The organism is Humidesulfovibrio idahonensis (genome assembly GCF_054657715.1).
Genome location: NZ_BAAHYE010000003.1, coordinates 1,831,893 through 1,850,626 on the forward strand (window position 1 = coordinate 1,831,893; position 18,734 = coordinate 1,850,626).

General features: G+C 65.6%; 16 protein-coding genes. 2 read left to right on the forward strand and 14 right to left on the reverse strand.

Annotated features, from left to right (window positions below; translation table 11 throughout):
• Window positions 1-51: 51 nt before the first annotated feature.
• The 14 genes from ACYQ4W_RS14460 to ACYQ4W_RS14525 form a co-directional block, all read right to left on the reverse strand.
• The gene (locus tag ACYQ4W_RS14460; protein ID WP_459858010.1) at window positions 52-1,251 is read right to left on the reverse strand and encodes an MFS transporter; all 1,200 of its coding nucleotides are present in this window, start codon (window positions 1,249-1,251) and stop codon (window positions 52-54) included.
• Between the two features lie 99 nt (window positions 1,252-1,350).
• Complete coding sequence (locus ACYQ4W_RS14465) at window positions 1,351-2,223, reverse strand: universal stress protein (protein WP_459858013.1); 873 nt, start codon at window positions 2,221-2,223, stop codon at window positions 1,351-1,353.
• Window positions 2,224-2,291: 68 nt separating this feature from the next.
• Window positions 2,292-2,534 carry a hypothetical protein gene (locus ACYQ4W_RS14470; protein WP_459858016.1) on the reverse strand — a complete coding sequence of 81 codons (243 nt, stop codon included), beginning with the start codon at window positions 2,532-2,534 and terminating at the stop codon, window positions 2,292-2,294.
• A 132-nt stretch (window positions 2,535-2,666) separates the two neighbouring features.
• Window positions 2,667-3,833: a type IV pilus twitching motility protein PilT gene (locus tag ACYQ4W_RS14475; protein ID WP_459858019.1), complete on the reverse strand. Its 1,167-nt coding sequence runs from the start codon at window positions 3,831-3,833 to the stop codon at window positions 2,667-2,669.
• Window positions 3,830-4,903 carry a type IV pilus twitching motility protein PilT gene (locus ACYQ4W_RS14480; RefSeq protein ID WP_459858022.1) on the reverse strand — a complete coding sequence of 358 codons (1,074 nt, stop codon included), beginning with the start codon at window positions 4,901-4,903 and terminating at the stop codon, window positions 3,830-3,832. The genes ACYQ4W_RS14475 and ACYQ4W_RS14480 overlap by 4 nt, the downstream gene beginning before the upstream one ends.
• A 150-nt stretch (window positions 4,904-5,053) precedes the next feature.
• On the reverse strand, window positions 5,054-5,494 hold the full coding sequence (locus ACYQ4W_RS14485) for a type IV pilin protein (protein ID WP_459858024.1): 441 nt from the start codon (window positions 5,492-5,494) through the stop codon (window positions 5,054-5,056).
• A 176-nt stretch (window positions 5,495-5,670) separates the two neighbouring features.
• Entirely contained in the window at window positions 5,671-6,084 is a 414-nt protein-coding gene (locus ACYQ4W_RS14490) for a type II secretion system protein (RefSeq protein WP_459858027.1), read from the reverse strand.
• Window positions 6,085-6,249: 165 nt separating this feature from the next.
• On the reverse strand, window positions 6,250-7,491 hold the full coding sequence (locus tag ACYQ4W_RS14495; RefSeq protein WP_459858029.1) for a type II secretion system F family protein: 1,242 nt from the start codon (window positions 7,489-7,491) through the stop codon (window positions 6,250-6,252).
• Window positions 7,492-7,506: 15 nt separating this feature from the next.
• Entirely contained in the window at window positions 7,507-9,228 is a 1,722-nt protein-coding gene (locus ACYQ4W_RS14500) for a GspE/PulE family protein (protein ID WP_487247255.1), read from the reverse strand.
• Between the two features lie 33 nt (window positions 9,229-9,261).
• On the reverse strand, window positions 9,262-10,617 hold the full coding sequence (locus ACYQ4W_RS14505; RefSeq protein WP_459858031.1) for an ExeA family protein: 1,356 nt from the start codon (window positions 10,615-10,617) through the stop codon (window positions 9,262-9,264).
• A complete protein-coding gene (pilQ, locus tag ACYQ4W_RS14510; RefSeq protein ID WP_459858034.1) occupies window positions 10,614-12,512 on the reverse strand; it encodes a type IV pilus secretin PilQ in 1,899 nt (632 codons plus the stop codon). Before pilQ ends, ACYQ4W_RS14505 begins: the two co-directional genes overlap by 4 nt.
• Complete coding sequence (locus ACYQ4W_RS14515) at window positions 12,509-13,024, reverse strand: hypothetical protein (RefSeq protein ID WP_459858036.1); 516 nt, start codon at window positions 13,022-13,024, stop codon at window positions 12,509-12,511. Before ACYQ4W_RS14515 ends, pilQ begins: the two co-directional genes overlap by 4 nt.
• Before the next feature lie 63 nt (window positions 13,025-13,087).
• Window positions 13,088-13,642, reverse strand: a complete 555-nt coding sequence (locus ACYQ4W_RS14520) for a hypothetical protein (protein ID WP_459858038.1) — start codon at window positions 13,640-13,642, stop codon at window positions 13,088-13,090.
• Window positions 13,642-15,819, reverse strand: coding sequence for a hypothetical protein (locus ACYQ4W_RS14525; RefSeq protein WP_459858041.1), 2,178 nt, complete (start codon window positions 15,817-15,819; stop codon window positions 13,642-13,644). Before ACYQ4W_RS14525 ends, ACYQ4W_RS14520 begins: the two co-directional genes overlap by 1 nt.
• A gap of 381 nt (window positions 15,820-16,200) precedes the next feature.
• Between ACYQ4W_RS14525 and ACYQ4W_RS14530 the strand changes: the two genes are divergently transcribed.
• Together ACYQ4W_RS14530 and ACYQ4W_RS14535 are read left to right on the forward strand one after the other, a co-directional pair.
• On the forward strand, window positions 16,201-17,187 hold the full coding sequence (locus tag ACYQ4W_RS14530) for a chemotaxis protein (protein ID WP_459858044.1): 987 nt from the start codon (window positions 16,201-16,203) through the stop codon (window positions 17,185-17,187).
• Window positions 17,188-17,433: 246 nt separating this feature from the next.
• Window positions 17,434-18,393: an L-lactate dehydrogenase gene (locus ACYQ4W_RS14535; protein WP_459858047.1), complete on the forward strand. Its 960-nt coding sequence runs from the start codon at window positions 17,434-17,436 to the stop codon at window positions 18,391-18,393.
• Window positions 18,394-18,734: the final 341 nt, after the last annotated feature.

Genomic DNA, 18,734 nt, shown 5'->3' on the forward strand with positions numbered 1-18,734 from the left:
AATTCAACTCCGCCCGCGCCGCGCCATTTCTTGTCCGCTCGTGTCCGGGCCTTATGCTTCCCGCTTCGCCCCGCCTGTCCAGCCCCAGCGCAGAAACTGCACCGAAAGCCATATGCCGCCAAGGTTGGCGGCCAAGCCCACGGCCAAAAAGCCTGGGTATCCCAGCATGCCCACCGCCACGCCGCCCAGAATGGGGCCAAGAAAGCTGCCCGCCTGCAACGACATGACCATGAGGTTCGAGTTCACGGCCCGCAGGGGCTGCTCGGAAAGCGCGTACATGAGCGCGTTGAGTGAGGGCGGCCCCACGCCCATGCCCAGCCCCAGCATCAGCGCCGTGGCCACCACCATGAGCTGGCTGTGGGCGGCCCAGAGCATGCCGAAGCCCAGCGCGGTCAGCACATAGCACCACAAAATCAGCAGGGGCTTCTTCACCTCGTCGAACAGGCGCGAGGCAAAGACCCGGATGAGGAGCATGAGCACGGTCTGGATGCTGAAGAAGAGCCCCACGTTGCCCAGGCCCCGGCTGGCGAAGAGGCTTTTGGACAGGAAGAACAGGGCGGCGAAATTGAGGTAATACACCATGTTGAGGAGCAGCATGAGCACGGTCTTGCGCGTGCGCAGGCTTTGCAGCATGGCCGCGTAGCCCGCGCCGCCCTTGCCGGGCTCCATGGCTCTGCCGGCGCGGTGCTGGCGCAGGAGCACCAGGTTGATGACGGCCGCGGGAACAAGGGCCAGGGACATGGCCGCGTAGCCCCAGGCGGGCGAGGGCAGAAAAACGCCGATGTGGTCGAACAGGCTGGGCACGATGGAGTAGGGCAGCAGGGCGGCCACGGAATAGACGCCGAAGGCCTGGCCGCTGCGCTCCGGCGCTATGTGCGCCACCAAGAGCGTCGTGGCCGAGCCGCTCATGAGGGCGATGCCCGCGCCGTTGATGAGCCGGAGCGCGAAGAGGCCGGGCACGTCGCGCTCGAACAGATAGCCCACGCCGCAGAGGATGAGCATGGCGATGCCCGCGAAGATGGCGTAGGGCGCGGTTTTGACGCTGAGGCGCGGCGTGAGGAGCAGAAAGCCGGCGATGGTGGCCAGGGAGGACGAGGCGATGATGGGGCCGCGCAACTGCTGCGGCACGCCCAGATACTCCAGGTACGGGTAAAGATTGTAGAAGACGGAGATGTTGCAGTAGGCCAGCAGCATGAACAGGCACAAGGCCAGGAAGCGGAACGTGAATAGTGGTGGGCGGGGCGGGGTCATTGCGGCTCCGCGGGCGGTTTGCCCGTGGGCATGCGCCTAGCCTTGCCGCGGCCGCAGGTCAAGCAGGGAGTAGTTGCCCGCGCCTGCGGGCGCTAGCCGCTACCTGCTGACCCAAAGCACCGCGCCCTTGAGCCGGTGGAACAGGGCCACGGTGACCGAGGTGGCGAAGAGCCGGGCCAGCGGCCCCTTCTTGATGCCGGTGCGACCCACGGCCACGGCGGCGTAGCGGCCGCGATCCGCCTCGCGCAGAATGGCCTCGGGCACGTCGTCCGCCACTTCGATGCGGGTGCGGATGAGCCGGGTGGGCAGGCCGTTGTCCTCCAGCACGCTGATGGCCTTGCTGAACAGCCCTTCCGGCGCTTCGGCCGGGTCGGACTTCTTCACCACGCGCAGCAGGGTGACCGTGTGCTGGGTTTCGCCCTGCAGAATGTAGCCCACGTGGTCGGCCATGCGGCGGAAGGCCTCGGAGTCGTCCACGCAGAGCAGCACGCCCTTGCGGCCGTACTCCACGTCGCGGCACAGCCACAGGGGAAAGTTGAACTTGGCCTGCAGCATCTCCTCGCTGGCGCTTTTGTCCAGGAAGTTCTCTAGCTTGAGCATGGCGCGCCGGCCAAAGACCACGGCGTCGTACAGGCCGCTTTCGCCTTCTTTGATGATGTCGTCGATGCGGGAGAAGTTGCGCGCGATGATCTTGTCATCAACCTGGGCGGGGTTGAAGCCGCCGTTGACGAACACGGCGCGGGCGGCGTCCATGGCCTTCTTGCCGTTCTGGATGATGGTCTCGGCGTTGGCCTCGTTGTCGCGCAGGCTTTCGAAGTTCTTTTCCTCGCCCCAAACGGCGGGCGGCTGCGGCGCGGTGTTGAACAGGGTCAGGCGGACGTCTTCTTTATTCTGAAAGAAGGCGCAGACGAAGCGCAGGCCTCGCAGGGCGCTGGGATCATCGGTGATGGTGACGAGCAGATGCTTGTTCATTGCCGCTCCGTGCTGCTGGGACGTTCCGGCGGCCGCTCATGCTTGCGCGGCCGCCGGAACGGGTGTGCTTAGATGGCTTCGACGGTGATGTGTTCTTCGTAGCCGGTGCTGATGCGGAAATCCCTGCCGCTGGCCGAGAGGGTGTAGTCGCAGCCGGGAAAAAGCTGCGCCGCGGCGTTGAAATCGTCGTTCAGCATGATGTCCTTGGCCTCGCCGCTGGATTCCCAGCGCACGGAGGTGCCGTCGTCCAGACGCAAGAGGTCGTCGGGGTGCAGCTGCACGGGCAAATCCGCCTGCTTGTAGTCCGCCATGAGAATTCCTCCTTCCATTGAGGGTTCCGCGGCCATGACCGACCGCCGGGAGTGTCTTTCAACTCCTCAATAGCGCAAAACAAACAGGGTGTGAACAGGTTCCGGCCCGCGATTGAGAAAAAAAGAGCAAAGCTATTTGCGCGCGTCGTCCTCAATGCCTTCCAGGGTCAGGCTGGTGCCCCTGTCGCCGTGCAAGGCCTTGGTCCTGTCGATCATCTGGCCCAGGCGCGCGCGGTCCGTGGCGGAAAGCAGCGCGGTCTCCTCGGTGATGACCCCGGCCTCGAAGAGCGCCAGGAAGTGCTGGTCGAAGGTGCGCATGCCGTAGGTGGAGCTGGACTCCAGCACGCCGTAGAAGCTGCGCTCCGCGCTTTCGCCCTGGAGGACGAGCTCCTTGATGCGCAGGGTGTTCTTCAAGACCTCGAAGGCCGCCACGCGCCCCCCGCCGACCTTGGGCAGCAGGCGCTGCGAAACCACGAAGCGCAGGCACTCGGCCAGGCGCATGCGGATGAGCCGCTCCTCCTGCGGGCTGAACAGCCCCAGAATGCGGTTGATGGTCGACCCGGCGTCCGTGGTGTGCAGGGTGGAAAGCACGAGATGCCCGGTGCCGGCCGCCTGCAGGGCTATCTCCATGGTTTCGGGGTCGCGTATTTCGCCCACCAGGATGACCTTGGGCCCCTGGCGGAAGGCCGCGCGCAGGCCGGAGGCGAAGGTGTCGAAGTCTATGCCCAGCTCGCGCTGGTTCACCGTGCCCTTTTTGTGCGGGTGGGTGAACTCCACCGGGTCCTCCAGGGTGACGATGTGCCCGGCGCGGGTTTCGTTGATGCTGTCGATGAGGGCGGCCAGCGAGTTGGACTTGCCCGAGCCCGTGCCGCCGGTGACGAGGATGAGCCCGTTCTTCTCCTTGGCCATTTCCTGAAAGGCCTGCGGCAGGCCCAGCTCGTCCATGGTGGGAATGCGCGAGGGCAGACGCCGCAGCACCAGGGCGAGGGAACCCCGCTGGCTGAAGATGTTCACGCGGAAGCGGCCCCGGCCGGGCAGCGCGTAGGAAAGGTCGCAGGAGCCCTTGGCGGCCAGCGCCTTTTGCAGGCGGGCGTTCTCGCCCATCAGCGCCAGGGCCATGGCCTTGGTGATGAGCGCGGAGAGCCGGCCCAGGTCCGGCGTGGTCACGGCGTCCTTGAGCTCGCCGTCCACCTCGGCCTGGATGGGCTTGCCTGTGGTGATGATGATGTCGGCCACACCGGGATGCAGGTCGAGCACCTGTCCCATGAGGGCGTCGAACTGAGGGCGCGTCATGTTCATTGGCCGCCTCCGTTCTTGTCGATTCCCGCCTGAACCTTTTCCTTGTTCTGGGCCTGCACCAGGGCGTCGTCCGGGGCGATTATGCCGCTTTCGAGCAGGCGGCAGATCTCGTCGTCCAGGGTCTGCATGCCGAACTCCCGGCCTGTTTGCAACACGCTTGGCAGCTGGTGCGTCTTGCCCTCGCGGATGAGGTTGCGCACGCTGGGGATGCCCATGAGGATCTCCTGCGCGGCCACGCGGCCGGGCTTGTCGATGCGCTTGAACAGCGTTTGCGAGACGATGGCGCGCAGGGATTCGGCCAGGCTGGTGCGCACCTGAGCCTGGGCGTCCTCGGGGAACACCTCGATGATGCGGTCGACGGTTTTGTGCGCGCTTTGGGTGTGCAGGGTGCTGAAGACAAGGTGCCCGGTCTCCGCGGCCTCCAGGGCCAGCTGGATGGTCTCCAGGTCGCGCATTTCGCCCACCATGATGATGTCCGGGTCCTCGCGCAGGGCCCCGCGCAGGGCGGCCTTGAAGCTGTGGGTGTCGCGGCCCACCTCGCGCTGGTTCACCAGGCAGCCCTGGGGCTGGTGCACAAATTCAATGGGGTCTTCGATGGTCAGAATGTGGTCGCGCCGGTTCTTGTTGGCGTGGTCGATGATGGCGGCCAGCGTGGTGGACTTGCCGCTGCCCGTGGGACCGGTGACGAGCACCAGGCCTTTGTTCAGCATGGCCAGGTCGCGCAGGCGCACGGGCAGGCCCAGCTGCTCCACGCTCAAGATCTCTTGCGGAATTTCGCGGAACACGGCGGCGATGCCCCGGTGCTGCATGAAGAAATTGACGCGGTAGCGCGCCACGCCGGGCAGCTCGTGGGCGAAGTCCACGTCGCCGGTCTCCTCGAACTGCTTGACCTTGGCCTCCGGGGTGATCTCGTAGAGCATGGTCTTCAGGTCCTCATGCTCCATCACCTTGTACTTGATGCGCGTGAGCTGCCCGCGCAGGCGCATGAGCGGCTGCGAGCCGCTGGCAAGGTGCAGGTCGCTGCCGCCGTATTCGTGGAGCATGTTGAAGAAGGCGTTGATCTGGGCCATGCGGAGACCTCCGGGGTGGAAATCGGGCGTCTGAGGCGCGCACCAGCGCGGGCCGGGCTGAAGGTCCACGCCATGTGCCGGACTATACTCCGGGAATTGCGGAAATCAAAGAGGGAAATTGGGGTATCGGCTTTGGCTATGGGTGGCTTGCTAGGGCCAGGGCATGGTGGCGCTGGCCAGGGGCGTTGTGGCGTTGGCCGTGTAGGAGGAGACCGTCAAGGCGCTGCTGCTGGCGGTGTAGGCCAGGTCATAGCCGCCGACGTTCACCTTGCCGTCGCCGTCGAGGTTCAAATAGGCGGCCGGGGTCAGGTCGGTCAGGGAGGAGGGCTTCTTGCCCGTGTCGAGCAGGTACTGGGTGTAGGCGTTCTTGAAGCGGGTCAACCCTTCGCTCGCCACGCTTTGGGCCACGCTCTCCGTGGCCTTGCCGACGAACTCCAGGTAGCGCGGCACAACGACCGCCGCCAGAATGGCCAGGATGATGACCACGGCGATGACTTCCATGAGCGTGAAGCCCGCCGCGCCGCGCCGCGTGCCGGACGGCTGGGTGCCGGGTGCCGCTGTGTTGACTGCCGACGTGCCGATTGCTCGCATGCCGGAGCCGGAGCATGGGGCGGAAGTGGCGGCGTTTTGACGCCGGGGTTCAGGCTGGCCGCTTGGGTCCATCATGATGCTATGCGTAGCACGGAGAACAGAGCCGCCGCAACAGCATGGGGCATAAAAAAAAGGGGGACTTGCGTCCCCCTCGTGTCGTCAAATGCGGTGCGCGGCTACTGGGGCCAGGGCACATTGATCTGGGCGGCGGAACCGCCGGTGAAGGTCACGGCCGCGCCCGCCGAGTCGGCCAGCTTGATGGTCACAGTTGAAGAGGCAAGGGTATACCCGACGTTGTAGTCGCCAATATTGACTTTCGTGAGGTCGGTGCCAAGGTAGGCCGAATCCGCCAGGTTGGTGAGACTGGTGGGCTTCTGGTTGGTGGTCATGATGTACTGGGCATAGGCCAGGTTGAAGCGGGCCATGCCTTCGTTGAGGGCGCCTTTGTACGCGCCGTCCTGAGCCCGGCTGGTCATGTCAAAATACTTGGGCACGATGACCGCGGCCAGAATGCCGAGGATGATGACCACGGACACGAGTTCGATAAGGGTGAAGCCGCCCTGACCTTTGTTCTTTTTCTTCAACGCCATACGTAGCCTCCTTGGGGGTGTGTCCCGGCCTTGGCCGGAAAATTGTTCCAGTTTCCGCTCCCGGGAAGTGCCCCAGGGTGTGCGGTAAATCAATAGCAAATGCCGTTCCATGCCGTCTAGCGAAATGTTATTATGACGATTTATCTTGCTAAAATGTTACAAAATTTATCTGACCCCAGCCATGGAATGTTGCATCAGTTCCACCAATGGCAGGAAAATGGCCAGGGCGAAGAAACCAACCACGCCCGTCAATCCGCCCACCAGCACAGGCCCAAGCAGCTCGCTCATCTTGCTCACTGCGTATTCCACTTCATAATCATAGTGCTTGGCGGCCTCGCGCAGCATCTCCTCCATGTTGCCGGTCTCCTCGCCGATGGTGACCATGGAGATCATCATGGGCGTGAAGGACTTGGTGGAGCGCAAGGGGCCGGAGAGACCGCGCCCTTCCTCGAGCATCACGCGCAGCCGCTGGAAATCATTGGCGATGTAGGCGTTGCCGATGGTGCCGGCCAAAATGTCCATGGCCTCCAGCACGGTGATGCCGCTGGCCTGCAGGATGGCGAAGATGCTGGCGAAGCGCGCCATGGCGGCCTTTTGGAACACCGGGCCGAGGATGGGCAGGCGCAAAAAGAAGCCGTCGCGGGCGATCTTGCCCGCCTCGGTGCGGAAGAAGGCGGAAAGGGAGAACACCACCGCGCCCACCAGGCCCAGGCCGACGTACCAGTAGTGCGTCAGCCCTTCGTAGATGCCCAGGCACACGCGGGTGGGCAGGGGCAGCTCGATGTTGGCCTTGGTGAACAGGCTGACGAACTGCGGCAGCACGAACAGGATGAGCACGAAGAAGGCGATGACCAGCGCGACCACCACCACGATGGGATAGGTGAGCGCGCTCTTGATGTCCTTTTTGACCTTGAACTCGTGGTCCACGATGTAGATGAGGCGCTCCAGCACCTCGGTGAGCGTGCCGCTGACCTCGCCCGCGCGGATCATGTTGCAGTAAAGCTCGGGGAAGATGCTGGGATGCTTGGCGAAAGCCTTGGACATGCTGCCGCCGCTCTTGATGTCCGCGCCGATGCTGATGATGGCGCTCTTGAGGCGGGGGTTCTCGGTCTGGTCCTTCAGAACCTCCAGGGATTGCAGCACCGGGATGCCCGCATTCAGCATGGTCTTGAGCTGCTTGGTGAAAAGAATGAGGTCCTGGGGCTTGATGGACTGCATCCTGTTGGAGAGGTCCGTCAGAAAACTGCCGCTTGAGGCCGTGCCCGGGGCGTTGGTCTCCACCACGCCGGTGGGAATGAACCCGCGCGCGGCGAGGATGTCCTCGGCCGTTTCCGGGTTCACCGCCTCAAGGATGCCCTTGGTGTTGGCGCCGGTGGAGGTTATGGCGGTGTATTTGTAATAGGGCACGAACGCACTCCCTTGCTAGATCATGACGGCGCTGGCGGCTTCTTCCAGCGTCGTCAGCCCCTTGGCCACCTTGGCCAGGGCGTCGGTCTTCAGCGTGCGCAGGGTCTTGGCCTGCACGCAGGCCTTGGCGATGTCCTTGGCCGTGGCGCCCCGCATGATCATGTCCTGCACCATCTCGTCGTTTTGCAGCACCTCGTACAGGGCTATGCGGCCGGAGTAGCCGGTCTGGTGGCAGGTGCGGCAGCCCGTGCCCCGCTGGAAGTTGAAGCGCGGCAGAATATGCTCGCTGAGGCTGAAGGCGGCCAGCAGCTCGCGGCGCGGCATGTAGGCCTCGGAGCAGTGGGGGCAGTTCTTGCGCACCAGGCGCTGGCTTATGGAGGCGAGCAGCACCGAGCTGACCAGGAAGGGCTGTATGCCCATTTCGATGAGCCGGGTGATGGCCGTGGCCGCGTCGTTGGTGTGCAGGGTGGTGAGCACCCGGTGGCCGGTGAGGCCCGCCTGCACGGCGATGCCCGCGGTTTCGGCGTCGCGCACCTCGCCCACCAGGATGACGTCCGGGTCCTGGCGGAGAATGCTGCGCAGGCCGGAGGCGAAGGTCATGCCCGCCTTGCGGTTCAGCTGCACCTGCCGCACCGTGGGCATGCGGTATTCCACGGGGTCTTCCAGGGTGACGATGTTGATGTCGGGCGTGTTGATGTGCTTCAAAAGGGCGTAGAGCGTGGTGCTCTTGCCGGACCCGGTGGGGCCGGCGGCCACGATGAGTCCGTAAGGCTTCTGCACCGCCGATTCGACCTTGAGGCGGTCCGTGGAGGCTAGGCCCAGCTCGGAGAGGTTCAATCCGCTGGCGTTGCGCTCCAAAAGCCGCAGCACGATGTTCTCGCCGTGTACCGTGGGCAGGGAGGATTCGCGCACGTTGAACTCGCGGCGCTGGGTGACGAAGGTGAAGCGGCCGTCCTGCGGGATCTTGGACACGGCGATGTCCATGTTGCCCATGATCTTGAGGCGCGAAACCAGGGGCAGAAAGCTGGCCTTGGGTGGCGCGGGGATCATGCGCAGCTTGCCGTCCACGCGGAAGCGCAGCTGGATGCTGTCTTTTTCCGGGCTGATGTGCACGTCGCTTGCGTGCTCGCGCACGGCCTGGCTCAAAATGGAGTTGACCATGCGGATGACCGGGGCCTGTGAGGCCTGGTCCTGCAGGGTGTCGATGGCGATGTCTTCGCGCTCGTCGCCGCCGGCCTGGGTGGTGATGTCGCCATCTTCCTCGACCGCGGCCATGCCGCCGAAGAGATCCTTGGGCTGCTCGCCGCGGCCGTAAATGGCGCTGAAGAGCAGGTCGAAGTCGTTCTCTGAGCAGATGACCGGCTCCACCTCGAAGTTGGTGGCGATCTCCACCGCGTCCAGGGCGTTGATGTCCATGGGGTCGGTCATGGCGATGGTCAAAAGATGCCCGCGCTTGGAAAGGGGCACAAGGCGGTACTTTTGGGCCAGCTCCTCGGAAAGGAAGGCGTCGATGCGGTCGTCGTAGGGGTGTTTGTCCGGCGTGTAGCGCTCTATGCGCAGCTGCTGGCTCACCGAGTCGATGATGATGTTTTCTTTCAGGAGGCCGGACTGGACGAGATATTGGCCAAGACGCATGCCGGACTTCTTCTGTCCGGAAAGCGCGGTCTCGAGCTGGGCCTCTGTCAGAGCCCCGGCTTCCATAAGCAGTTCACCCAGTCGTTTGCGTTCCCGTCTCACGTGTCTGTCCTGTCGGAGTGCGCCGACGGTTCCCTACTGGTTTTCCGGCGTGAAGCTGACCTTTTGGGCCAGGCGGCTGGCCTTGTCCGTGGCGAACACGGCGTGCGGCGTGGCGGCCTTGGGCTCCTGCGTCTCCACCTGGATCAGCGGCGGGCGCGGCGTTTCGACCTTGCTGCGCACGCTTGGGCCCTGGTCGCGCTGGGGCAGCAGGGTCACGCGGCCGGCCGCGCCTTCCGCGCCGGGCTCGGCGTTGGGCCGCAGCGAAACGCCTTCGCCGCTCAGGCTGGCGTCGCGGGTTTGCGGCAGGGAGCTCGCCCCGGCCATATCCTGCCCGGTCTGCTCCTGTCCCGTCTGGCCCTGCCCATTCTGACCCGGCGCGCTCTGCGTCAATCCGGTGGGGTTGGCGCCCAGCTGCGTTCCCTGGGCTCCGGGCAGGGCGGACTCGATGGCCGCGCCCGGGCTGAGCACCGGTCCCTGCGCCTTGAGCGAGAACCAGAGCCCGCCGAAGACGATGCAGATGGCGGCGATGGCGGCCAGGCCTGGCTTCAGGCGCGGGTTCTTGACGATTTCGGTCTCCGGGCGGGCCGCGGCGCGCACCTCGGCTAGGCCCACGCGCGCATGGCCGCGCACCAGCATCTCCAGCAGGGCCATGTGGCACAGGCGCACGGTCTTGCGCGGCGAGCCGCCGCAGGCCAGATGGATGGCCGTTACCGCCGCCAGGCTGAAGCGCACCGCCGGGCCGGTTTCGCCCGCGGCCACCGCCAGCCGGTGGCTGATCATGCGCCGGGTCTCGGAAAAGGAAAGGGGCTTGAGCCTGCGGCGCACGTTGATGCGGTCGGCCAGGTTCGGCATGGAGGCGATGACCGGCTCCAGCTCGCGCTGGCCGAAGATGACGATCTGCAGGAGCTTCGAGGTGTTGGTCTCGTAGTTCAGCATCTCGCGCAGAATTTCGAGGTTCGCGGGAGAAATCTTCTGCCCCTCGTCGATGACCAGGATGACCAGGCGCTTTTCCACCAGGCCAAGGCGGAAGAGCTGCTGCTTGAGCGCCTCCTTCATGGCCCACAGGCCCAGGCCGGGCTCCGGCGTCAGGCCGGAGACGCTGGCCAGGATGACGCGCAGAAACTCCTCGCAGGTCTCGAAGTGCGGGTCGAGCAGCAGGTGCACGTCCGTGGCGGCATCCTCGGCGAAGGTGCGCAGCAGGCTGCGGCACAGGGTGGTCTTGCCGGTGCCTATGTCGCCGGTGACGACGTTGAGCCCGCGGCGCAGGCGCAGCGAGATCTCCAGCTCCTGCAGGCAGGTGGCGTGCTGGCGCGTGGCCAGCAGAAAGTTGGGGTCGGGCGAGCTGGAAAACGGCTCGCGCTCGAACTCTTGCCCGGCATAGTGGCTCATAAGAGGCCTCCGAGGGCGGGCTTGGCCGCTCTGGCCTTGCGCGGCGCGTCAATCCCGGCCATGGCCGCGCAGATGATGTTGGCATCGTTGTGCGCAAAAGGCGCGGCCGGGAGCTCCTGCGGCAGGGCCGCCAGCGGCAGCGGGCCGTTGTCCAGCGCGGAGCGCGGCGCGGCCTGGGGCACGATGACGGGCTCGTCGCTGAGCGGCGACTCCTGGATGACCGTGCGCCCGCTTGTGCCGCGCGCATTCTGGCCCTGGCCGCCGTCCTTGGCCTCGGCCTTGGCCTTCTTGATGGAGGCGAGCTCCTGCTCCAGCTCTTCGTAGCTCTTCTGGCGCTCGTCCTGCTTCCAGTCCGCCAGCACCGCCGGGGTGATGAAGATCATGAACTCGTCCTTCAGATCGTCCTTGCTCTGGCTCTTGGCCAGCCAGCCGGCGCCGGGAATGTCCATGACGCCGGGAACGCCGGCTTCGGTGAGCTTGTTGCGCAGCTTGGACAAGCCGGAGATGACCACGGTTTCGCCGTTGCGGGCGATGAGCGTGGTCTCGGTCTTCTTCTTCACGATGTACGGGTTGCCGGAAACCGTGCGCGAGGTGTCCACCTCGTCCTTCTGCACCAGCACCGTGAGCTTGATGAACTCGTCGTCGATGATGTGCGGGGTGATCTCCAGGCGCAGCACGGCGTCCTGGAAGTTCACGGAGTAGGTGACGTTGGTGCCCGTGCCGGTGACGGTCTGGTAAGGCACGCGCTCGCCCGCCTCGGTGTAGGCCTTCTGGTTGTCCATGGTGGAGATGGACGGGCTGGAGATGATGTTCAGCTTGTTCTCGGTGGCCAGGGCCTGCAGCTGCGTTTCCAGAATGTTGCCGCCGACCTTGCCGAAGGACAGGTCGAGGGCCGCGCCGGAGCTGCTGGAGGTGACGGCCGAGGCCGGCAGGCTCACGCCCAGGGCGCCCAGGTTGCCGGTGCCCACGGTTGCGGTCGAGGTGCCTGTTGTGCTGCTGGTGTCCACCGACTTTGCGCCGCTGATGCCCACGTTGTTTCCGCTGCGCACCCGGCCGGTGTAGCTGCCGCCCCAAAGGATGCCCAGGTCGCGGGCCACTTCCTTGGTGGTCTCCACGATGTGCGCCTTGAGCTTGATCTGGGCGCGGGGCGCATCCAGCCGGGAAAGCAGCTTGCTGACCTTGGAGATGTCCGGGGCGACGCTCTGGATGATGAGGGCGTTGGTCAGCTCGTCCACCTGGATGTTGCCCACGGGCTTGCCGTCCTTGTCCTTGGTCAGCGTGGCCTCCACGGTCTTTTGCAGCTGCTTGGCGTCGGCAAAGCGCACCTTGGCCACGCTGGTCACCAGCGGCTCCTCCTTCATGGCGGCGCTGCGCTCGGCAATGGTCTTGCGGCGGATGGTCTCCAGGTCGAGGGCGCCCTTGAGGTCCTCCGCGGCCATGACGCGTATGGTCTCGCCGTCGAAGCTGTAGGTCAGCCTGTTGGCGGCCAGAATGCCGGTGAAGATCTCATCCCAGGGGCGTTCCACGATGTTGACGTTGATGGTGCCGACGACGCCCGGGCTGATGACGACGCTTCGGGCCGCCGCGCGGGAAAGCGCCTGCAGCACGGCCACCACGTCGGCGTTGTGCATGCGCAGGCTCATGCGCGTTGTGGGCAGCTTGGGCTGTGCGGCGGGTTTGCCCGCGCCCTCGGGCGTGTCGATGACCACCGGCGGCTCGGCCAGCAGGAACTTGCCGCGGGGGGAATGCCCCTGCGACTGCTTCTCCATGGCTTTCCACGTGTCGGCGGCGTCCTCGACGGGCGAGGAGGGCTTGTTCTGCGCGGCGCAGCCCATGGCGAGAACGGCCAAAAGCGCGACCAAGAGTCCCAGGATTGTGGTTGGCTTTCGGTTCATCGTTTTTTGACCACCCGTATGCGGATTTTATCCGCGTCGTCCTCCACCAGGGGGACGCGTTTTGTGTACTTGCGGCCGTTCGAACTGTCCGTGCGCTCCAGCACGACCGCGCTCTTGTCGATGGCCTGCACCACGTAGCCGCCGTCGGCCAGCTTGTCGCCGCAGGCGTATTCGATGCCGTTGATGACGGCGAGCACGCGCTGGCCGACCTTGATGAAGCCGCTGTAGACCTGCTCGTCCGAACCGCCCTGCGGGTCGTCCTGGGTGAGGCCAGAGGCGCCGCCGTAGAAGGGGTCGCCGGTGGCGTTCTGGGCCAGCAGGGTCAGGCGGTATATCTGCTCCGGCGCCAGCTTGGCCTGCTCCACGGACTTGCCCACCTCGTCCATGTTGACCACGGGCGCGGCCTGCCCCGCGGGGCCGGGGGGCGTGCTTGGGCTGGAGAAATACATGCCGCCCGCCGCCACCAGGGTGGCGGCCATGAGGCCGAGCATTATTTTTTCCCGTTTCTCCATGCCTTATCCGCGTCCGCCGCTTCGCATCATGAAAATTTTGTCCATGTCCTTGCCGCGCATGCCTTAGTTGCCCAGGGCCACGCGCATCTGCACCATCATTTCAAGCCGTCCGTCCACGGCGCGTATCTCCACCCGCTCCAGACGCGAGAGGCTCGGCATGCGGCTTATGGCCACAAGCATGGCGCGCACGCCGTCAATCTGTCCGGAGAACACGCCCTGGGCCTGGATGGTGTCCGGGTCCTGGGCCATGGTGGACGTGTTCAGGGTCACGTCCAGGGGTTCCAGCCCGGCGGCCGTGCCCATGTGCGAAAGCTGTTCGGTCAAAAGATAGGCCTGGGCGCGGGGCAGCGGCTCCGCCTTGGGCGCGGCGAAATCGGTCAGGGTGGCGTTGCCCGCGCCGGAGGTGAGGCTGGCGATGGCGGGCATGAGCCTTTGCTGCCGCTCCAGCCGGGCCTTCTCCTGGACGATGTCCTTGTCGAGCTTGCGGCCCTCAAAAAAGGGCATGCCCACCAAGGCGTAGGCCGTCAGCAGCAGCACCGCGAGACCGGCGCCGATGCGTATGGCTAGCTGGCGCATTTCCGGGGTCAGGGTGATGTTCAGGTCGAGCTTGAGGGCCATCACTTCACCCCCAGATGCATGCTGAAATAAAGCACCTGCCCGCCGTTGCCCAGCTCTTTCAGCCCCGATTCGTTGACCACGGGCATGAAGAACATGGGCGAGGCCTGAAGCGCCAGGATGAAGCGCGACAGGTTGGCGTCGAACTCGGCCCTGTCGCCCATGACCACGCCCTCGATGGTGATGACGCCGTTGGTGGGGCCGGCCTTTTGGCCTGCCTGGGCGCTGGGCGCGGGCTGGGGCTGGCCGGGCGCGGGGGGCTGGCCGGGAAGGGCCGGCTGGTTGGCCTTGCCGGTTTCCGTCGCGGGGTAGTCCGCCGCGAAGGTCAAAAGCCGCACGCGCTCCGGGGCGCACTGGGCGATCTCGGCCAGGGCGGCCGGGGCCAGCAGCCGGGCCGAGGCCTCGCGCAGGGAGTCCTGGCGCTGCTTGAAGAGATTCGCCGTGGCCTGCAGCGTCTTGTCGTCCAAGGCCGGGCCCATGGCCGCTATCTGGCTCTTGATCTGGGCGAGTGCCTGGCGCTTGGCCGCCACGCTGCGCTCCATGACGAACCCGGCGCAGCCGATGAGCACCATGCACGCCGCAAGGCCCATCACCAGGCGGCTGGTGACGGCGCGCTTGGCCTCCTGGGCCGTGCGCACCTTGTAGTTGGCGATGAGGTTGATGCCCTTGCCCGGCTGCGAAAGCGCCGCGGCCAGGGCCGGGGCCATGACCATGCGGTCGTGGGGGACCACAAGCTCGCCGCCGCTCATGATGTGCGTGGGGTCGAACACGACCGGCGGGAAGCCAAGCTGCCCGGCCAGGGCCTGGGCTATGGCCTCGGACCCGAAGATGTCGCCGCTCAGGTGCAGGGCGTCGCAGCGGCTTTGCTGGCTGCTGGCGAAGTAGTCCAGGGTGCGCTCCACCTGACGCGAAAGCCGCTCGATGGCCGGGGCGACGATGTCGATCATCTCCAGCGGGCTCATGAGGTGCGCCGGGGAGGCGAAGTCCGGCTTGGGCGCGCCCAGCAGCACGTGGCGCAGCAGGGCCTGGGCCTGCTCGGCGTCCAGGGGCTCCACGGCCGCGTGGTCCTGGGGCGGCGGGGCGGGCGCGGTTGCGCCGGGCAGGGGCAGCTCCAGCTCGTCCAGGTCGGGCGTGCGGGGCTTGGCCAGCTCCTGAAAGTGCTCCACCAGGGTTTCGGCCATGCTGACGCCGCCGGAACGGATGAAGCGGCTGAACAGCAGGCGGTCCTTGGTGTACAGCCCGATGGCCGAGAAGTCCGGCTCCACATGGATGTTGGCGGCGAGACCGAACCCGGCCGGGGCGCCGCGCAGACGGTACAGCCCCAGGAATGCGTTGGGAATGGCGGTGATGCCTGTCAGCGGGTAGCCCGCCTCGCGGAAGCTGGTGCGCAGGCGGTCCACGTCGGCCCGGCGGGCCAGGCAGGTCAGCACGTCCAGCTTGGCGTCCTTGGAGTCCGCGGTGGGCCCCAGGGGCAGGTAGTCGAGGATGTACTCGGCCTCGGCGAATTTCTTTTCTTTTTGCAGGGTCCAGTACACCGCGGCGTCGAGCTTGCCACCGGAGAGCTTGGGCACGCTGAGCACGTTCAGATCAAGGTCGGGCGAACGCAGTATGGCCCACACGTCGGCGTTGGCGTCGGCGTGGCCCATGGCGGAGAGGCTTGAGCGCAACAGCGCCGCGAAGCCTTTTTCTCCCGGGGCCTGGCTCGGCTCCATGGGGAAGCGGCGCGCGCAGGAAATGACCCCGGAGGGGTTGCGCACAACCGCGATGCACAGGCTGTGGCCGGAGGTGCTGATGCCGATGCTCAGCGCCTTGCCTGTGTGCCGGAAGCCTATCTGGCGGTCCCAGAAGGGGGTTGCGGCGGGCTTGGGAGACGGCGCGGCGGAAGCCGCGGCAGGGGTCTCTGCGGAGGGCTGGGGTGCGGGCGCAGCCTGCGGGGCTGCAATGCTTGCGGCGGGAGAAGACGCGGGCGGTGAGGACGCGGCGGGCGTTTTGCCGCCGCCGGAACGCCGGGTGAGACCGGTGAAAACATCGCCCAGGGAAATGCGCCGGGTCCAGATGGAGCCCTGGCTGGCGGTCTTTGCTGGCTCAAGCCCCTCTGATCCTTGGGGTGTAAAGGCCTCCCCGCTGCGTATGGAACGCAGAAGATTTTCCGTGGAGGTGAGCCGTTCCTTCAGATTCACATGCGCCCCTGTTGCCCCCATGTCGGCACCAGGTTGAAATAGTGCGGAAATTTAATGCGCCGGGCATCACAGGGGGGGCTGTGGTCCGGAAAGCCTAACAATACGCAAAAGATTGGCTTGAAAAAATCTAAAGTATTTAATGTTTGCAAGTACCGATTAGAATCATGCCGCGCCTAAAGTCAAGGATAAAAATTCCTGAAAACATAGATAATGCGCGCATGGAAAGGAAATGCCCCATGCCTGTTTCGGGGTCGTGCCGCTATTGTTTCAAGCATGTGCCGAAATTTTCTCATCGTTTGCGACTACGCAGTTTACAGCCCCAGTAAAGTCGGATAGGTTTTATTCCGATAAGAAGTTTGAGTCGCACACTGCGGAGGATCCATGAGCCAGACGAATATCCTGCTTGAGTCCGGCACGAATGAACTGGAGCTCGTGGAGTTCTTCATCGACGAGAAGGACCCCGTGACGGGCCAGACATATCGCGGCTTTTACGGCGTCAACGTGGCCAAGGTGCTGGAGATCATCCGCATGCCCACGGTGACGCAGCTGCCGGAGATTCCGCATCCCTCCGTTCTGGGCGCCTTCAACCTGCGCTCGCGCATCATCCCCCTGGTGGACCTGGCCCTGTGGCTGGGCAAAACCATGAATACGCAAAAGGAAGACACCAAGGTCATCGTGAGCGAGTTCAACCGCATCACCTCGGCCTTCATGGTCTCCGGCGTCACGCGCATCCACCGCCTGAGCTGGACCCAGGTGGAGCCCCCGGGCAAGCACCTCAACGAATACTCCGGCTCAAGCGTCACCGGCGTGGTGCGCTTTGATGACCGCATCCTGCTCATCCTCGACATGGAAAAGATTTTGGCCGACCTGAACCCCGGCCTGGCCATGAAGATCGAGCAGTCCGCCCTCGACGAGATCGAGGAGACCAAGAAGCCGGTGAAGAAAGAGCACTACCGCGCGCTCATCGCCGACGACTCCACGAGCATCCGCCGCATGATCGGCACCATGCTGGAGAAGGCCGGGTTCGAGGTGACCCAGACCGTCAACGGACAGGAGGCCTGGGACGCCCTGGCCGCCCTGAAGCAGAAGTCCGCGCAGGAGGGCATCGCCCTGACCGAGCTGGTGGACATCCTGGTGTCCGACATCGAAATGCCGGTGATGGACGGCCACAACCTGACCAAGCGCGTGAAGGACGACCCGGTGCTCAAGGACCTGCCGGTGATCCTGTTCTCCTCGCTCATCACCGACCGGCTGCGCCACAAGGGCGAAAGCGTCGGCGCGGACGACCAGATCTCCAAGCCGAACATCACCGACCTGACCAAGCGCGCCTTTGAACTCATCGCCGAGAAGCAGGGCATCACGCTGTAGCTTCCGGTCCGACTGCCGCAAGCGAAAGGCCCGCCCCAGCGCGGGCCTTTTTTGCGCCCGGCGCTCGCCGCGCCCTTCCGACGCGCCTGCGCACGTCGCCCGGCGCCACGGTTTAAAGCAAAATCGTGAGCGTGAACTTCGGCATTTTGCGCTTGCCCGGCGGCGGGTTCCTGTTACGGTGGGTGCTGTTCACCGGGCGTGCGGCCCGGGCAACGCCATCACGCTGCAACACAAGGATGCCATCATATGGAAGACCGCTGCTACGCCAAGAAAATCGCCATCGTGGGCATGGGCAACGTGGGCTCCGCCTTTGCCTACGCCCTCATGCTGCGCCGCCTCGCCACGGACGTCGTGCTCATCGACGTGGACCAGCGCCGGGCCGAGGGCGAGGCCCTGGACCTGAAACACGGCCTGCCCCTGGTGGGCCCCATGAACGTATTTGCCGGAACCTACGCCGACTGCGCCGACGCGGACGTGGTGGTCATCACCGCCGGGGCCAACCAAAAGCCCGGCCAGACGCGCCTTGAACTGCTGAAGCAGAACGCGGGCATCGCCGCCGACATTGTGCGCAACGTGCTGGCCGCGGGCGGCAAGCCGGTCATCATCATGACCACCAACCCCGTGGACGTGCTGACGCGCGTGGCCCTGGACGTGGCCGTGCCCCTGGGCCTGCCCGCGGGACGGGTGTTCGGCTCGGGCACGGTGCTCGACAGCTCGCGCTTCCGCCACCTGCTGTCGCGCGTCATGGGCGCGGACCCGCGCGGCATCCACGCCTCGGTGCTGGGCGAGCACGGCGACTCCGAGGTCTGCATCTGGAGCCGGGCCAATGTCTCGGGCATTCCGGTGGGCGATGTGATGCGCGCCCAGGGGCTCACCCTCAACGCCGCCTTCAAGGACCAGATGGCCCTGGACGTGCGCGGCGCGGCGTACAAGATCATCGACCGCAAGGGCTACACGGCCACGGCCATCGGCGTGGCCCTGTGCCGCATCGTGGAGGCGGTGGTGAACGACCAGAAGTCCATCCTCACCGTGTCCACCGACGCCGAGGGCCGCTACGGCCTGCCGCGGGTGTGCCTCTCGCTGCCGTGCATGGTCGGCGCGGACGGCGTGGAGGCGGTCATCGACGCGCCCCTGGCCCCCGACGAGGAGGCCGCCCTGAAGCGCAGCGGCGGCGTGCTGTTCGAATCGGCCAAGGGCCTGCTGTAGCCCGAGAGCGGGCCGCCGACCGCAGCAACAATCGAAAGGCCGGGGGGATGCGTGTCCCTCCGGCCTTTTTGTCGTTTGGCGCGTGCGTTGCGCGGTAGCGCTTGGCGCGCGGATCCGCAGGGCAGGCGAGGGATTTTGCCTCGACTCTCTCGTCCACGGTTTTCATCCGGCAGGCCTTCCATCGCTTCGCGGTCCTGCCGCCGCGCAGCGTCCCCGCAGGTCCCCATCGGCCAAATGCTCCAAGCCCCTCCTGCGCTTTGCGCGCAAACGCGCACCGGTCATGCGGCGAAAAAAAAGACCCGCGCAAGCGGGCCTTTCGTGATGTGCAAGCGGTTGGAAGG

Bases quoted from the DNA above. Each gene is read 5' to 3' on its own strand.
- ACYQ4W_RS14535 (WP_459858047.1), top strand. From the start codon at position 17,434: ATGGAAGACCGCTGCTACGCCAAGAAAATCGCCATCGTGGGCATGGGC.
- ACYQ4W_RS14480 (WP_459858022.1), bottom strand. From the start codon at position 4,903: ATGGCCCAGATCAACGCCTTCTTCAACATGCTCCACGAATACGGCGGC.
- ACYQ4W_RS14485 (WP_459858024.1), bottom strand. From the start codon at position 5,494: ATGCGAGCAATCGGCACGTCGGCAGTCAACACAGCGGCACCCGGCACC.
- ACYQ4W_RS14530 (WP_459858044.1), top strand. From the start codon at position 16,201: ATGAGCCAGACGAATATCCTGCTTGAGTCCGGCACGAATGAACTGGAG.
- ACYQ4W_RS14465 (WP_459858013.1), bottom strand. From the start codon at position 2,223: ATGAACAAGCATCTGCTCGTCACCATCACCGATGATCCCAGCGCCCTG.
- ACYQ4W_RS14505 (WP_459858031.1), bottom strand. From the start codon at position 10,617: ATGAGCCACTATGCCGGGCAAGAGTTCGAGCGCGAGCCGTTTTCCAGC.
- ACYQ4W_RS14515 (WP_459858036.1), bottom strand. From the start codon at position 13,024: ATGGAGAAACGGGAAAAAATAATGCTCGGCCTCATGGCCGCCACCCTG.
- ACYQ4W_RS14475 (WP_459858019.1), bottom strand. From the start codon at position 3,833: ATGAACATGACGCGCCCTCAGTTCGACGCCCTCATGGGACAGGTGCTC.
- ACYQ4W_RS14490 (WP_459858027.1), bottom strand. From the start codon at position 6,084: ATGGCGTTGAAGAAAAAGAACAAAGGTCAGGGCGGCTTCACCCTTATC.
- ACYQ4W_RS14460 (WP_459858010.1), bottom strand. From the start codon at position 1,251: ATGACCCCGCCCCGCCCACCACTATTCACGTTCCGCTTCCTGGCCTTG.
- pilQ (WP_459858034.1), bottom strand. From the start codon at position 12,512: ATGAACCGAAAGCCAACCACAATCCTGGGACTCTTGGTCGCGCTTTTG.
- ACYQ4W_RS14470 (WP_459858016.1), bottom strand. From the start codon at position 2,534: ATGGCGGACTACAAGCAGGCGGATTTGCCCGTGCAGCTGCACCCCGAC.
- ACYQ4W_RS14520 (WP_459858038.1), bottom strand. From the start codon at position 13,642: ATGGCCCTCAAGCTCGACCTGAACATCACCCTGACCCCGGAAATGCGC.